This is a genomic window from Streptomyces sp. NPDC001890 (genome assembly GCF_042891445.1).
GTDB lineage: Bacteria > Actinomycetota > Actinomycetes > Streptomycetales > Streptomycetaceae > Streptomyces.
In genome coordinates, this window is the sequence record NZ_JBIATE010000002.1 from 120560 (window position 1) to 135866 (window position 15307).

At 71.1% G+C, this 15307-nt stretch carries 12 protein-coding genes; 3 read left to right on the plus strand and 9 right to left on the minus strand.

The annotated features are described in order from the left end of the window. The first annotated feature begins 265 nt into the window (after positions 1–265). Together ACFYY1_RS06610 and ACFYY1_RS06615 are read left to right on the plus strand one after the other, a co-directional pair. Positions 266–1174, plus strand: a complete 909-nt coding sequence (locus ACFYY1_RS06610; RefSeq protein ID WP_388581792.1) for a nitroreductase/quinone reductase family protein — start codon at positions 266–268, stop codon at positions 1172–1174. Between the two features lie 96 nt (positions 1175–1270). Beyond that, positions 1271–1561 carry a hypothetical protein gene (locus ACFYY1_RS06615; protein WP_388581795.1) on the plus strand — a complete coding sequence of 97 codons (291 nt, stop codon included), beginning with the start codon at positions 1271–1273 and terminating at the stop codon, positions 1559–1561. A 209-nt stretch (positions 1562–1770) separates the two neighbouring features. Here the strand turns inward: ACFYY1_RS06615 and ACFYY1_RS06620 are convergent, their stop codons facing one another. From ACFYY1_RS06620 to ACFYY1_RS06630, 3 genes are all read right to left on the minus strand, one after another. Beyond that, complete coding sequence (locus ACFYY1_RS06620) at positions 1771–3336, minus strand: FAD-dependent monooxygenase (RefSeq protein WP_388581798.1); 1566 nt, start codon at positions 3334–3336, stop codon at positions 1771–1773. A gap of 70 nt (positions 3337–3406) precedes the next feature. Then, positions 3407–4399 carry an EamA family transporter RarD gene (gene rarD, locus ACFYY1_RS06625; protein ID WP_388581799.1) on the minus strand — a complete coding sequence of 331 codons (993 nt, stop codon included), beginning with the start codon at positions 4397–4399 and terminating at the stop codon, positions 3407–3409. A gap of 118 nt (positions 4400–4517) precedes the next feature. Further along, positions 4518–5378, minus strand: coding sequence for an SDR family oxidoreductase (locus ACFYY1_RS06630; RefSeq protein WP_388581801.1), 861 nt, complete (start codon positions 5376–5378; stop codon positions 4518–4520). A 109-nt stretch (positions 5379–5487) separates the two neighbouring features. Here ACFYY1_RS06630 and ACFYY1_RS06635 point away from each other — a divergent pair, with 109 nt between their 5' ends. Further along, complete coding sequence (locus tag ACFYY1_RS06635; RefSeq protein ID WP_388581804.1) at positions 5488–5877, plus strand: winged helix-turn-helix transcriptional regulator; 390 nt, start codon at positions 5488–5490, stop codon at positions 5875–5877. 79 nt (positions 5878–5956) lie between these two features. Here ACFYY1_RS06635 and ACFYY1_RS06640 read toward each other — a convergent pair whose 3' ends face one another. The 6 genes from ACFYY1_RS06640 to ACFYY1_RS06665 all read right to left on the minus strand — a co-directional run bounded on the left by ACFYY1_RS06640 (position 5957) and on the right by ACFYY1_RS06665 (position 15294). After that, a complete protein-coding gene (locus ACFYY1_RS06640; protein WP_388581807.1) occupies positions 5957–7912 on the minus strand; it encodes an APC family permease in 1956 nt (651 codons plus the stop codon). Between the two features lie 212 nt (positions 7913–8124). Beyond that, positions 8125–9183 carry a 2-oxoacid:ferredoxin oxidoreductase subunit beta gene (locus tag ACFYY1_RS06645; RefSeq protein WP_388581809.1) on the minus strand — a complete coding sequence of 353 codons (1059 nt, stop codon included), beginning with the start codon at positions 9181–9183 and terminating at the stop codon, positions 8125–8127. After that, positions 9176–11131, minus strand: coding sequence for a 2-oxoacid:acceptor oxidoreductase subunit alpha (locus tag ACFYY1_RS06650; RefSeq protein WP_388581812.1), 1956 nt, complete (start codon positions 11129–11131; stop codon positions 9176–9178). The genes ACFYY1_RS06645 and ACFYY1_RS06650 overlap by 8 nt, the downstream gene beginning before the upstream one ends. Positions 11132–11449: 318 nt before the next feature. Beyond that, positions 11450–12124, minus strand: a complete 675-nt coding sequence (locus ACFYY1_RS06655) for a LuxR C-terminal-related transcriptional regulator (protein WP_388581815.1) — start codon at positions 12122–12124, stop codon at positions 11450–11452. 329 nt (positions 12125–12453) lie between these two features. Beyond that, positions 12454–13809, minus strand: a complete 1356-nt coding sequence (locus ACFYY1_RS06660; RefSeq protein WP_388581817.1) for a sensor histidine kinase — start codon at positions 13807–13809, stop codon at positions 12454–12456. 225 nt (positions 13810–14034) lie between these two features. Then, positions 14035–15294, minus strand: a complete 1260-nt coding sequence (locus tag ACFYY1_RS06665; protein WP_388581820.1) for a sensor histidine kinase — start codon at positions 15292–15294, stop codon at positions 14035–14037. Between the last annotated feature and the right edge of the window lie 13 nt (positions 15295–15307).

Below are 15307 nucleotides of genomic sequence, written 5' to 3' on the forward strand. Positions count from 1 at the left end.
AGGTCCCCGCCGGGATGCGTGTAATGAACCCGGTGTCGCGTGACGCCGGCCAAAGAGCAGTGGGCCGGCCGGTGCTCGGGCGAACACCCTTCACCGAGGGGCCCGTCATGAGTTCGTACTCCGCGCCCTGCCTCTGACGCAGCCGCGACCACTGGTCGCACGCCTCCTTCCGTCCTTCCTTCCTTTCTTCCGCATGCCCCGGCACCGTGCACCGCCACGGGCCGCGCGCATCGCGCTCACCCGTTCCCACGGAGACAGAGAACGCATGCCCACATCTTTCAACCAGTCCGTCATCGAGGAGTTCCGTGCCAACGCCGGAAAGGTCGGCGGCCCCTTCGAGGGCGGTGACCTGCTCCTGCTGACCACCACCGGCGCGAGGTCGGGGAAGGAGACCACCACACCCCTCGGCTACGTCCGCCACGGCGACGCGCTGCTGGTCATCGGCTCCAACCTCGGCGCCCCGCGCCACCCCGACTGGTACCGCAACCTGCTCGCCCACCCCGTGGTCCGGGTGGAGCTCGGCACCCGTACGTTCCAGGCCCTGGCGGTCCCCGCGCAGGGGGAACGGCGCGAGGAACTGTTCGCGCACGCCGTGCGGACGGTCCCCGGATACGCCGACTACCAGGCCCGGACCTCCCGGCTCCTCCCGGTCGTGGCGCTGGAGCGCGCCGAGCCCGAGGGCTGGGAGCCGCCCCGCGAGATCACCACCCTCGCCGGCAAGGTGAGGGAGGTCCATACCTGGCTCCGGGGTCAGTTGCACCAGGTGAAGACGGAGGCGGACGCCCACTTCACCGCAAGCGCCGCCCACCGCGGTCCCGGCGCGCCCCCGCCCCCGGGCCTCGGGCTCCAGATCAGGCAGCGGTGCCTGGCGTTCTGTCAGGCGCTGGAGTTCCACCACACCGGCGAGGACGACCACCTGTTCCCCGGCATCGCCCGGTACCACCCGCACCTGGCGGACACCTTCGCCCGGCTCGCCGGTGAACACCGCACGGTCGCCCGCATCCAGGGCGAGCTGGTGGCCCTGCTGGCGGACATCGGCATCACCGATCCCGAGCGCTTCCACACCGAGCTGGCGAGGATGTCCACGGAGCTGAACGCCCACCTCGACTACGAGGAGGAGCAGATCCTGCCCCTGTTGGCCGACGTTCCGTGGCCTCCCGCCCCTCCCGCGTGAGTCACGCTGCGCAATCAACGGCTACGCATGGTAATCATACTGCGGGGGTGCATCGGGCACCCCGCAGCAGCCCTCGCAACAGCCGGGAGAACCTTTATGCGTCGTGTCCTCACCGCGTTCGGCACCCTCGCCGCCGCGGCAGTGCTCTCCGTTTCGGTCACCCAGTCGGCCAGTGCGGCCCAGGGGGACCTGGTCGTCAACGGCACGGTCCACAACGACCCCTCCGGGTGCTACTCCTCCAACCGCTGGCCGCTCACCGTCCAGAACTACACCAACGAACTGGCCGTGATCTTCCAGGGCGCGGACTGCACCGGCCCGATCCTCGGGGTCGTCGCTCCGGGGGCCTCGGAGGTCTCGGAGTTCGGGGGGAGCGTCTTCATCCACTGACCCCTGCCTGCTGATCCTCGTCTCTCCTGAGCCCCGGTGGTCCTCGCGACCGCCGGGGCTTTCGCCAGGGGAGTGCGCCTCTGCGGCTCCGCCCAGGGCGACGACATCCACGGACACGGCGGCTTCACCGTGGTCGATTTCGGCGGGGGTACGCCGGCCGGTCGGTGGCGGCCCCCGTTCGGGCGGGCCGCCGGGGCCGCTCGTCCGGGTCAGGCCGTACCGGCCAACCGGTCGAGGTAGTCGCCGATCGCCCCGCTCTCCGGGGCCGGGGCGATCAGGGCCACGTGGTTGTCGGGGCGGATCAGGACGAGGAGGGCGGTGGCGGGGGCGACGCCGTACGCCGTGCGGGCGTGGCCCGCGTCGTCGGTCAGGTCGCGGGGGGCTCCGGCGTCCACCCCGTACGCCCGCACCGTGTCGCCGTATGCCGCCTCCGTCGCCCGCAGGGCATCCGCCGTGTCCGGGCCGAAGCCCAGAAGGGTGAAGTGCGGGCCCGCGAACGCCTCGAACAGGCGGGTCGGCGCGCCCGTCGCGGTGTCGCGGCAGGGGGCGTCGGGGGCGCGGTCGCCCGCCCGCAGGCGGGGGGTGGAGCCGGGGGCGGAGAGGGAGCTCCAGGGGTAGCCGAGGCCCAGGCCCGCCGTGTCGCCGGAGATCGCCGAATCCAGGCCGCCGCCGGGCTGCTTGATCGCATCGAGGGTCGCCCGCAGCCGCTCGGCGGTGATGTCCAGCGTCCAGGAGGCGACGGGCAGCCGCTCCTCCTCGTAGGTGTCCAGGAGGCGGGGATCCGACCGGCCCTCGATGACCCGGGCGAGCTTCCAGCCCAGGTTGTACGCGTCCTGGATGCCGGTGTTCATGCCCAGCCCGCCCGCGACGGAGTGCACATGCGCGGCGTCCCCGGCCAGGAGTACGCGACCCACCCCGTACCGGTCGGCCATGCGCTCGTTGACGCGGTACGTGGAGAGGAGGGTGGCCTGCGTGAGGCGGGCCGCCGGGAGCCGGGTGTGCTTGGCGAACAGGCGGCGGAAGCTCTCCAGGGAGGGCGGCACGAGGGCTCCCGCCGCGTCCCGCTCCGGCCCGGCCTGGAACCACCAGCCCGTACGCGTACCCGGGATCGGGCACAGCATCACGGCGCCGTCCTCGTCGAACCACTGGTGCCAGAGGCCGCGGTCGAGGCCGTCCGCCTCCACGTCCCCGCAGACCATCGACTGCTCCTCGGCCGTCTTCCCCTCGAAGGGGATGCCGAGCATCTTGCGTACCGGGCTGTGGCCGCCGTCGCAGCCCACCACGTACCGCGCTTCGATGCTCCGGCCGTCGGCGAGCGCGACGGTCACCGACCCGGGCCCCTGCGACAGGTTGACCGCCTCGGAGCCGAGCTCCACGTGCGCGCCGTACTCCGCGAGGCGCTCCCGCAGGATCTCCTCCAGCTGCCACTGGGCGATCAGCCGACCGTGCGCGTACGGGGTGTCCGGCGTCGGGTGCGAGGACCGGGACGGGTCGGCGTCGGCGACCGGCAGCCCGTTCCGGTACTTGCGCATCGGCAGCGGCCCCGATCCCGCGGCCAGCACCCGGTCGACGACGCCCAGGTCCTCCAGCACCTCCAGGGAGCGGGGGTTGGGGCCCTTGGCCCGCGAGCTGCGCGGGAACGCGGCGGACTTCTCGATGATCCGTACGCCGATGGAGCGCCGGGCCAGATCGCAGGCGAGGGTCAGGCCGGTCGGGCCCGAACCGACGATCAGTACGGGGACGGTGGCTGGGGCTGCGGGGGTGGATGCGGGCATGAGGGCTCCTCGGTCGCGGTTCCGTGGACAACCAGGAAAACGCAACCGAGTTAAAAAAGCAACCGGGTATCTAAATCTGTGCGTGTGGGGCGGCGGGGTCGTCGGCCGCCTGCCGCGGCGCTGCCTGCTGCCCCGCCGCCTGCCGCGCTTCCCGTCGCACCTCCTGCATCCGCGTCCTCGTCCGGCGCGCCGTCCGGAACGCGTCCCACGTCAGCAGCGTGAGCGCCAGCCACACCAAGGCGAAACCGGCCCACCGCTCCGGCGGCATCGCCTCGTGGAAGTAGACGATGCCCAGGGCGAACTGGAAGACCGGCGCGAGGTACTGCAACAGGCCCAGGGTGGAGAGCGGCACCCGTATCGCAGCCGCCCCGAACAGGACCAGCGGCACGGCCGTGACCAGGCCCGCCGAGGCCAGCAGCGCCGCGTGGCCGACGCCCCCGGAGGTGAACGTCGACTCGCCCCGGGCGCCCAGCCACAGCAGGTAGCCGAGCGCGGGCACGAACACCACGGCGGTCTCGGCGGTGAGCGACTCCAGGCCGCCCATGTTGACCTTCTTCTTCATCAGCCCGTACGTCGCGAAGGAGAACGCCAGGACCAGCGAGATCCACGGTGGTCGCCCGTAACCGATCGCCAGCACCAGCACCGCCGCGACACCGGTGCCGACCGCCACCCACTGCACGGGGCGCAGCCGTTCGCCCAGGAGCAGGACACCCATGGCGATGGTGACCAGCGGGTTGATGAAGTAGCCGAGCGACGCCTCGACCACGTGGCCGTTGTTCACGGACCAGATGTACAGGCCCCAGTTGACCGTGATCGTGGCCGCGGCCACCGAGATCAGGCCGAGCTTCTTCGGCTGCCGGACCAGCTCGCCGATCCAGGACCAGCGGCGCAGCGCCAGCAGCGCGACGGCGACGAACGCGAGGGACCAGACCATGCGGTGGGCGAGGATCTCGATCGCGCCCGCGGGCTTCAGCAGCGGCCAGAAGAGCGGGACGAGTCCCCACAATCCGTATGCGCCGATGCCGGACAGGAGTCCCGCCCGCTGTTCGTTGATCCCCTTCACGGGCCCTCCATGCATGTCTGTGTCAACTGCATGAAGGTAGCGCCGGGAGGGGCCTCGTGTCATGGCCGTATCGGGATACGGTCATGACACGGGGCCCCTGAGGCGCGGGGGAGCGGTGTTACGCCGCGGCCACCGCGGCGGCCACCGTCTCGGCGAGCGGCGTCGTGGGGCGGCCGGTCAGCCGGGCCAGATCGCCGCTCGTGGTGGCGAGCAGACCGCGCGCGATCGCCTCGTCCACGTCGGTGAGGATCTCCGCGAAGAACTCGGGTACGCCGGCGCCGGTCAGGATCTCCCGGTGCGCGGCGGCGGGCACGTTCCGGTACGCGATCTCCTTGCCGGTGGCCCTGGAGATCTCGGCCGCGTACTCCGCCAGCGACCAGGCGACGTCGCCGCTCAGCTCGTAGACCGCGCCGATGTGACCCTCGCCGGTCAGTACGGCGGCGGCCGCGGCGGCGTAGTCGGCGCGGGTGGCGGAGGCGATCCGGCCCTCGCCCGCGTTGGCGACGACGGCGCCGTGCTCCAGGACCGGGGCGAGGTTCGCCGTGTAGTTCTCGGTGTACCAGCCGTTGCGCAGGAAGGTGTGGGGCAGCCCGGAGTCGAGGATCAGCTGCTCGGTGACCTTGTGCTCGGCGGCCAGCCGGAAGTCGGCGGCGGGGCCGCCCAGGATGCCGGTGTACGCGAGCTGGGCGACGCCCGCCGCCTTTGCCGCGTCGATGACCGCGGTGTGCTGCGGTACGCGTCGGCCGACCTCGCTGCCGGAGATGAGCAGGACCCGGTCGCCGGCCCGGAAGGCGTCCTTGAGGGACTCCGGCCGGTCGTAGTCCGCGACGCGGAGCTCGACGCCCCGGGCGGCGAGCGGGGCCGCCTTCTCCTCGTCGCGCACGACGGCGGCGATCCCGCTCGCGGGCACGGTGGTCAGCAGCTGCTCGACGACGAGACGGCCGAGCTCTCCGGTGGCTCCGGTGACGACGATGCTCATGGGGGGTTTCTCCTCTTCGGTGGCGCTTGTCCTTGTTCGGGCTCGCACTGCTCACCGTACGAGGTGCACTTACCAATCGAAAGTACCCACTTTGAAGTAAGGTACTGGGATGAAGGTGAGCGACCTGGGGACGTGGCCCGATGCGAACGGGCAGATGTGCCCCTCCCGGCTGGTGCTCGAACACGTCACCAGCCGCTGGGGCGTCCTGATCCTGATCGCGCTGCTGGAGCGCTCGTACCGCTTCAGCGAACTGCGCCGCGAGGTGGGCGGCGTCAGCGAGAAGATGCTGACCCAGACCCTCCGGACGCTGGAGCGCGACGGCATCGTGCACCGGGACGCGAAGCCGGTGATCCCGCCCAGGGTCGACTACTCGCTCACCGAGCTGGGCCGGGAGGCCGCCGAGCAGGTGTGCGCGCTGGGCCGCTGGACCGAGCGCCGTCTGAGCGCGGTGCAGGCGGCGCGCGAGGCGTACGACGAGCAGAGGGCGCACACCCCGTAGCGCACCCGCCCGCACATTCCGTAGCACCCGCGCGGTCGCTCGGTAGCACCCGCCCGGTCGCTCCGTAGCGCCCGCCCGGTCACTCCGGTTGGGGCGCGCGTCCCTCCTCCAGGTCACGCAGCGCACGCGACACGTCGAACGGCAGGATCGTCACCGCCACGTGCGGCAGCTGCGCCAGCACCTTCGCCATCTGCTCGCCCGTACCCCGGTGCAGCAGTTTGCCGAGCACATGGGTGTACATCCGCCGAGGCACCAGCACCGTCAGCGAGGTCCTGCCGTCCTGGGTGGTGCGGACCGCCAGCTCCTTCATCGCGTGGCGCAGCCGGCGGTCCGGGCACTCCACCAGTTCCAGGGCGACGGACGTGGCGGCCGTCGCCTCCCACCGGGCGGCCAGCCGCCGGCCGTGCGCCTCGTCGATCGCGAAGTGCACGGCCCGGATCTCGTCCGGGCGCAGTTCGTGCGCGTACCGCAGCGCCTTGATCGTCGCCAGGTCCAGCGTCTCGACCAGGACGAAGACCAGATGGCGCAGGTCCCGGGGCCGGTCGGCGCCCGGTGCCTGGATGCTCTGGAGCGCCGCGGCCTCGCGCCGGTACTCGCGGTTGATCCGGATCAGCGCCCACACCCCGAGCGGGAAGACCACCACGACCAGCCAGGCGCCCTCGGTGAACTTGGTGACCGCGAAGATCAGCACGACGGCGGCCGAGATGACCGCGGCGAGCCCGTTGACGGCGATCTTCACCCGGCGGTACGGCTCGCGGCGCCGCAGGTGGTACGCGGTGAGGCCGGCCCCGGCCATGGTGAAGGCGGTGAACACGCCGATCGCGTACAGCGCCACCAGCTTGTCCACACTGGCCCCGGTGACCAGCAGCAGCGCCAGCGAGACGACGGTCAGCGCGATGATGCCGTTGGAGAACGCGAGGCGGTGTCCGCGCCGGGTCAGCTGCCGGGGCAGGAACCGGTCCGCGGCGACGAAACTGGCGAGGAACGGGAAGCCGGTGAACGGTGTGTTGGCGCCGGTGTAGAGGACCAGCGCGGTCGCCAGCTGTACGAAGACCAGCCCGGCCGTCCCGAGCGGCCCGCCGCCGAAGGCGAGATGGGCCTCCTGCGCGATGACCGTCGGGGTGCCGTCGGTGTAGGGGACGGCATGGGTGAAGTGCGCCAGTGTGGAGACGCCGAGGACCAGGACGCCGAGCACGCAGCTCATCGCGATCAGGGTGCGGCGGGCGTTGCGGCCCTGTGGTTCGCGGAACGCGGAGATGCCGTTGGAGATCGCTTCGAGCCCGGTGAGGGACGAGCCACCGTTGGCGAACGAGCGCAGCACGATGAACAGCGAGGCGCCGTAGAGCCAGCCGTCGCCCGGGGTGCCGAGCGGTACCACCCCGGCGGCGTGCAGGTCGGCGTGCGGCAGCTCGCCCGTGAGCCCGCGCACCGCGGCGACGAGCAGGACGAGACCGACGGCGGCCATGAAGAGATAGGCGGGCAGCGCGAAGGTCCGGCCCGCCTCGCGGACGCCGCGCAGATTCCCGTACGCGAGCAGCACGATGACGCCGACGGAGACCGGGATCTGGAGATGGTCGAGGCCGGTGAAGTCGGTGCCGGCCAGATGGGCGAGCGAGATCAGAGCGTTGGTGCCCGCCGAGACCTGGACCGCGACGGTGACGATGTAGTCGACGAGCAGGGCCACGGCGGCGATCTGCGCGACGTCCGGCCCGAAGTTCTCCCGCGCGACGACATAGGAGCCGCCCGCCCGGGTGTAGATCATGACGACATCGCTGTAACAGAGCGTCAGGAGCAGCAGTACCAGCAGGATCGCGCCGGTCACCGGCATCAGCAGGGTGAAGGCGGCGGCCCCGACGACGGGCACGAGGACCCGGAGCATCTCCTCGGAGCCGTACGCGGACGAGCTGATGCAGTCGGAGGCGAGCACCCCGAGCGCCGTCCGGTTGCTCAGCTTCTCCTCGCTGATGCGCTCGGTGGTGAGCGCCTTGCCGAGCAGACGCCGCTTGATGCGGTACGCGGGACGGTCCAGGGTCATGGCCACATCGTGCGCGGTGGCCGGACGCACGCCCGGTACGCAGCCGCCGGACGGGCCGAAATTCAGCCCGTCCGGCGACTGCGTGATCCAGACGGCAGGACCGGAGCGGTCTCTGTCCCCGGGATCGGAGTACCGGGGCGGTGCCCGTCCCCGGGACCGGAGTGCCGGGGAGGTGTCTGTCCCCGGTCCGGAGCACCGGGGACGTGTCCGACCTAGCCGATGACCGTCCAGGTGTCGTTGCCGGCGAGGAGGGTGGCGAGGTCGCCCTTGCCGTTCTGTTCGACGGCGGTGTCGAGCTGTTCGGTCATCAGGGTGTCGTAGACGGGGCGCTCGACGTCGCGCAGGACGCCGATGGGGGTCTGGTGGAGGGTGTCGGGGTCGGCGAGGCGGGAGAGGGCGAAGGCCGTGGTCGGCGACGGGTTGTGGGTGTCGTGGACCAGGACCTGGGACCGGTTCTCCTCGGTGACGGTCACCACCTGGAGGTCGCCGGTGGCCGGGTCGCGGACGACGCCCTTGCTGTTGTCCATGCCGAAGAGGATGGGCTGCCCGTGTTCGAGGCGGATGACCGCGTCCTGGGCCCGTTCCTTGTCCTTGAGGGCCTCGAAGGCGCCGTCGTTGAAGATGTTGCAGTTCTGGTAGATCTCCACCAGCGCCGTGCCGGGGTGGTCGGCCGCGGCGCGCAGCACGCCGGTGAGGTGCTTGCGGTCGGAGTCGATGGTGCGGGCGACGAAGGACGCCTCCGCGCCGAGGGCCAGCGAGACCGGGTTGAAGGGGGCGTCGAGGGAGCCCATCGGCGTGGACTTGGTGATCTTGCCGATCTCGGAGGTGGGGGAGTACTGGCCCTTGGTGAGGCCGTAGATCCGGTTGTTGAACAGGAGGATCTTGAGGTTCACATTGCGGCGCAGGGCGTGGATGAGGTGGTTGCCGCCGATGGACAGGGCGTCGCCGTCACCGGTGACGACCCAGACGGACAGGTCGCGGCGGGACGAGGCGAGTCCGGTGGCGATGGCCGGGGCGCGGCCGTGGATGGAGTGCATCCCGTAGGTGTTCATGTAGTACGGGAAGCGGGAGGAGCAGCCGATCCCGGAGACGAAGACGATGTTCTCCTTCGCCAGGCCGAGTTCGGGCATGAAGCCCTGGACGGCGGCGAGGACGGCGTAGTCGCCGCAGCCGGGGCACCAGCGGACTTCCTGGTCGGACTTGAAGTCCTTCATGGACTGCTTGGCCTCGGCCTTGGGCACCAGGTGCAGGAGCTGGTTGGTGTCAGGCATCGATGGCCTCCTTGAGTGCCGTTGCGAGCTGTTCGGCCTTGAACGGCATGCCGTTGACCTGGTTGTAGCTGTGCGCGTCGACGAGGTATTTGGCCCGGACGAGGGTGGCGAGCTGGCCGAGGTTCATCTCGGGGACGACGACCTTGTCGTAACCGCCGAGGACGTCGCCGAGGTTCTTCGGGAACGGGTTGAGGTGGCGCAGGTGGGCCTGGGCGATGGGCTGTCCGGCGGCGCGGAGCCGGCGGACGGCGGCGGTGATGGGGCCGTACGTGGAGCCCCAGCCCAGCACCAGGGTGCGTGCCTGGTCGGGGTCGTCGACCTGGAGATCGGGGACCTCGATGCCGTCGATCTTCGCCTGGCGGGTGCGGACCATGAGGTCGTGGTTGGCGGGGTCGTAGGAGATGTTGCCGCTGCCGTCCTGCTTCTCGATGCCGCCGATGCGGTGTTCGAGACCGGGCGTGCCGGGCACCGCCCAGGGCCGGGCCAGGGTGTGCGGGTCGCGCTTGTAGGGCCAGAACACCTCGGTACCGTCGGCCAGTTCGTGGTTGGGGCCGGTCGCGAACCGGACCCGCAGATCGGGCAGCTCGTCGGTCTCGGGGATCTTCCACGGCTCGGAGCCGTTGGCGAGGTACCCGTCGGAGAGCAGGAAGACGGGGGTGCGGTACGTCAGCGCGATCCGGGCGGCGTCGAGCGCGGCGTCGAAGCAGTCCGCCGGAGTCCTGGGGGCCACGATCGGGACGGGGGCCTCGCCGTTGCGTCCGTACATCGCCTGGAGCAGGTCGGCCTGCTCGGTCTTGGTCGGCAGGCCCGTGGAGGGGCCGCCGCGCTGGATGTCGACCACGAGCAGTGGGAGCTCCAGGGAGACGGCGAGCCCGATCGTCTCCGACTTCAGCGCCACCCCCGGCCCGGAGGTGGTCGTCACCGCGAGGGAACCGCCGAAGGCCGCGCCCAGCGCCGCCCCGATCCCCGCGATCTCGTCCTCCGCCTGGAACGTGCGCACGCCGAAGTTCTTGTGCTTGCTGAGCTCGTGCAGGATGTCGGAGGCCGGGGTGATCGGGTACGAGCCCAGATACAGCGGCAGGTCCGCCTGGCGGGACGCGGCGATCAGCCCGTACGACAGCGCCAGATTCCCCGAGATGTTGCGGTACGTGCCCGGCGGGAAGGCCTGCGAGGCGGGCGCCACCTCGTAGGAGACGGCGAAGTCCTCCGTCGTCTCCCCGAAATTCCAGCCCGCCCTGAACGCGGCCACGTTCGCCTCGGCGATCTGCGGCTTCTTCGCGAACTTCGCCCGCAGGAACGTCTCGGTCCCCTCGGTCGGGCGGTGGTACATCCACGACAGCAGGCCCAGCGCGAACATGTTCTTCGACCGCTCGGCCTCCTTGCGGGAGAGCCCGAACTCCTTCAACGCCTCGATCGTGAGCGTCGTCAGCGGCACCGGGTGGACGTTGTAGCCGTCCAGGGAACCGTCCTCCAGCGGGGAGGTCTCGTAGCCGACCTTCGCCATCGGCCGCTTGGTGAACTCATCGGTGTTCACGATGATTTCCGCACCGCGCGGGACATCGCCGATGTTCGCCTTCAGCGCGGCCGGGTTCATCGCGACCAGTACGTTCGGCGCGTCGCCCGGGGTGAGGATGTCGTGGTCCGCGAAATGCAGCTGGAACGAAGAGACCCCCGGCAGAGTGCCTGCGGGGGCGCGGATCTCGGCGGGAAAGTTCGGCAGCGTGGAAAGGTCGTTCCCGAACGACGCGGTCTCCGACGTGAAGCGGTCACCGGTGAGCTGCATACCGTCTCCGGAGTCACCCGCGAAACGGATGATCACCCGGTCGAGGCGGCGGATCTCCTTCTCGCCGGCACCCGCGTGATCGGAGCGGGGGGCACGCTGCCCCCCGACGAGCGCCTCGCTGGCCTCATCGGCCTGTTCGGCTGGGCTACTGACCTGGCTGGTCACTGAACTGGACCTCCCTCGGGGCGGCGGCTCTGGTCCCGCCGGCCCGCCGACGGTCCCACTGCCCACCCTACGTCGGTAAGGGTCGCCTTCCCTTGACCGATCACATGATGGACGCCATTTTGGGACGCGATTTGATACCGGTTTGTCATGCTTTGCAAGCCCCCCAGCCGTTCGATGAAGACGCTGCGCAGTCATCCTTTGGTGCTAGGACGTGTTCTTCGGTTCCGGAGCGTGTCCGCCCCGGGACCTGGTCATCGCGACCGCCGTGACCGGCTGCCGCGATGACCTTCACCAGGTATCTGACAGAGTGTCAGTTCGTCAGGAGTTCAGGTAGGTCAATACGGCCAGTACCCGGCGGTGATCCCCGTCACTGGGGGACAGGCCCAGCTTCAGGAAGATATTGCTGACGTGCTTCTCCACGGCGCCGTCGCTCACCACCAGCTGTCTGGCCACCGCCGAGTTCGTCCGCCCCTCCGCCATCAGGCCGAGCACCTCGCGCTCGCGCGGGGTCAGCCCGGCCAGGACGTCCTGCTTGCGGCTGCGGCCCAGCAGCTGCGCCACCACCTCCGGGTCCAGAGCCGTCCCGCCCTGCGCGACCCGGACCACCGCGTCCACGAACTCCCTGACCTCGGCGACCCGGTCCTTCAGCAGGTATCCCACGCCTCGGCTGGATCCGGCCAGAAGCTCGGTCGCGTACTGCTCCTCGACGTACTGCGAAAGGACCAGGACCCCGATCCCGGGATACTCCTTCCGCAGCCGCACCGCCGCGCGCACGCCCTCGTCGGTGTGGGTCGGGGGCATCCGCACATCGGCGACCACCACATCGGGCAGCGCGCCCTGCCCCGCCAGGTCCCCCACGGTCTTGATCAGCGCCTCCGCGTCCCCGACCCCGGCGACGACGTCGTGCCCGAGATCGGTCAGCAGCCGGGTGAGTCCTTCCCGGAGCAGCACCGAATCCTCGGCGATGACTACTCGCACCCTGTCTTCCACCATGAAGCCGTTGCCCCCACTGTCACTGTTCGCCGGTCTCGCGCCTGTGCGTCCCAGCATCCCAGCTTCGGCGGTGCGGTGTCCTCGGCCGCCGGGTGGACATCACGGGCGGACTTCACCCCACCCCCGGGTGGAGCCAAGGGGTGGACGCCGCCCGGCCTCGGATGGATCTCAGTCGTGGCACGGAACCTCGGCCCGTGCCACGGCCCCTCAGCCCGTGCCACGGCCCCTCAGCCCGTGCCGAGGACCCTCAGCCGCGCCAAAGAACCTCGGCTCCGCGCCAAAGAACCTCGGCTCCGCGCCAAAGAACCTCGGCTCCGCGCCAAGGAACCTCAGCCGCGCCACGGCAGCTCGGCCGTGATCCGGGTCGGGCCGCCCTGCGGGGAATCGACGGCCAGCACGCCGTCCACCGCGTCCAGCCGCTCGGCCAGCCCGGCGAGCCCACTGCCCGCCGCCGCGTCGGCGCCGCCGCGCCCGTCGTCGGTGACCTGGAGCATCAGCCGGTCCGCCGCCCGCCACACGTCGACCGAGGCGCGGGTGGCCCGTGCGTGCTTGCTCACGTTCTGCAACAGCTCGGAGACCGTGAAGTAGGCGATGCCCTCGATCGCCTGGGCCGGCCGGGACGCCAGATCCACCTCGACCGTGACGGGGACGGTGCAGCGGGAGGCGATGGCGGAGAGTGCGGCGTCGAGTCCGCGGTCGGTGAGGACGGCGGGGTGGATGCCGCGGGCGAGGTCGCGGAGTTCCTGGAGGGCGACCTTGACCTCGCCGTGGGCCTCGTCGACCATGCGGGCGGCGGCTTCGGGGTCGTCGGTCAGCTTCTCCTTCGCCAGGCCCAGATCCATGGCGAGGGCGACGAGGCGGGCCTGGGCGCCGTCGTGCAGGTCGCGTTCGATGCGGCGGAGGTCGGCGGCGGCGGTGTCGACGACCACCCCCCGGTCCGACTCCAGCTCCGAGACGCGGGTCGCCAGCCGGGACGGCCCGAGCAGCCCGCCCACGAGCAACCGGTCCACGCTCACCAGACCGCGGATGATCCACGGCGTGACGAGGACGAACACCAGGCCGAACGCACTGGTCAGCGCCATCTCGGCGAAGGAGTCGAGGCGCACCTCGTGGGCCCGGTCGCTGTAGAGCTGGATGCCGTTGCTGCCCACGTCCGCCGGGAAGACCCACTGCCACAGCGGATAGGTGAACGCGGTCCACCCGAACGTCCAGAACGTCACCGAGACACAGAAGGCGAAGCCCGCCCACGGGAGGTACAGCAGCGAGTAGAGCAGATGGCGCCAGGACGCCCCGCTCTTGAGGGCCGCGCCCATCCAGGACATCAGGCCGCCGGTCCTGCCACGGACCGGCGCCGGGGCCGCCACGTCCAGCTTCAGCAGGCCCCGCGCCCGCGCCCGCTCCAGGGCACCGAAGCCGCGGCACATCGCCAGCGTGCCGGCCAGGATCGGCACCCCCAGGAAGGTGATCAGCATGCCGGCGCCCAGCGTCGTCAGGGTGATCGAGAGGCTGAACAGGACCAGGCCGACCGGCAGGCCCAGCAGCATATAGGTGAGCTCGCGCCAGGTCCTTCCCTCGACGGGCGCGCGCAGCGCGGCGGGGAAGAAGTGCTTCACCGGGGGATGGTCCCCGAAACCGGCTCCGGACCGCTGGTGGTCCCGAGTGTCCGGTCCGTATGCCGTGGCCATGGGTGCTGTCCGTTTCGGTGGTCTGCGGGTGCTGGGTGCTGCGTGCTGCGTACCGGTCCGTGCCGGGCCGATACGGGCGACCGGTGCTCGGTGCCCGCTCCGGCCGCTACTGCGCTACTGCGCTACTGCAAGGGTGCTGATGCGCGGGCCCGCACACCATGAGGGGCGTATCCCTCTTCGACCGGGGGTTTTCCCCACCCCCGCAGGCCGGTCCCGCGCCCTGCTTCACTTCTGCACGCGAGTCCGCTCGGGCTTTCGCTCACGCTTCTGTTCACGCGGCCGCTCAAGTTTCTGCTCGTGCTTCTGCCCGCGCGTCTGCTCACGGTCCCGCCAGGGCAGTTCCGCCGTGACCGTCGTGGGTCCGCCGACCGGTGAGTCGAGGACGAACAGCCCGTCGACGGCGCCCAGCCGCTCGGCCAGCCCCGCCATCCCCGTACCGCCGTCCATCCGGGCCCCGCCCCGGCCATCGTCGGTGACCTGGAGCAGCAGCCGGTCCCCGGAGCGCCACACCTCGACGGACGCCGAACGCGCCGCGCTGTGCTTGCTCACGTTCTGCAACAGCTCGGAGACCGTGAAGTACGCGATCCCCTCGATCGCCTCCGCGGGACGCCCCGGCAGGTCCACGCCCACCGTGACCGGGACGGTGCAGCGGGAGGCGATGGCGGAGAGTGCGGCGTCGAGTCCGCGGTCGGTGAGGACGGCGGGGTGGATGCCGCGGGCGAGGTCGCGGAGTTCCTGGAGGGCGACCTTGACCTCGCCGTGGGCCTCGTCGACCATGCGGGCGGCGGCTTCGGGGTCGTCGGTCAGCTTCTCCTTCGCCAGGCCGAGGCCCATGGCGAGGGCGACGAGGCGGGCCTGGGCGCCGTCGTGCAGGTCGCGTTCGATGCGGCGGAGGTCGGCGGCGGCGGTGTCGACGACCACCCCCCGGTCCGCCTCCAGCTCGGCGATCCGGCGCTCCAGCTCGTCGGAGGGCGAGAGCAGCCCCCGCACCATCGCCCGGTCCCCGTTGCTGAGGAGCCGGGTGATGTGGGGGAGCAGCGGCCACAGCACGAGGAAGCTCACGAGCGTCACCGCGAAGGTGAGCACGCCCCAGGGCAGCCGGACGAAGGAGTACAGCACCGCCCGCCAGCCCACCGGATCCTTGAGGCTCGACCACAGCCAGGAGAAGAACCCCTTCTCCCGGCGGGACAGAACCACCGGGCTCGGCTCGTCGATCCGCACCCCGAGCATCGCCCGCGCCCGCCCCCGCTCGGCCTTGCCGATCAGCCGCGCCCCGTGCAGCCCGGCGGCGAGCAGCGGCAGACCGATCACCGTGACCGCGAGTCCCACGCCGACGCCGATCATGAACACGGTGTAAACAAACCCGACCAGGGCCATGGGCAGATCGGCCAGAAGATGGCCGATCTCCTTCCAGGTCCACCGGTCGGGGATGGTGCGGGCGGGCGGTGGCCGGTCGTTGTCCGGCACCGTGGGGCTCATGGTCATGTGCCCAGCCTGC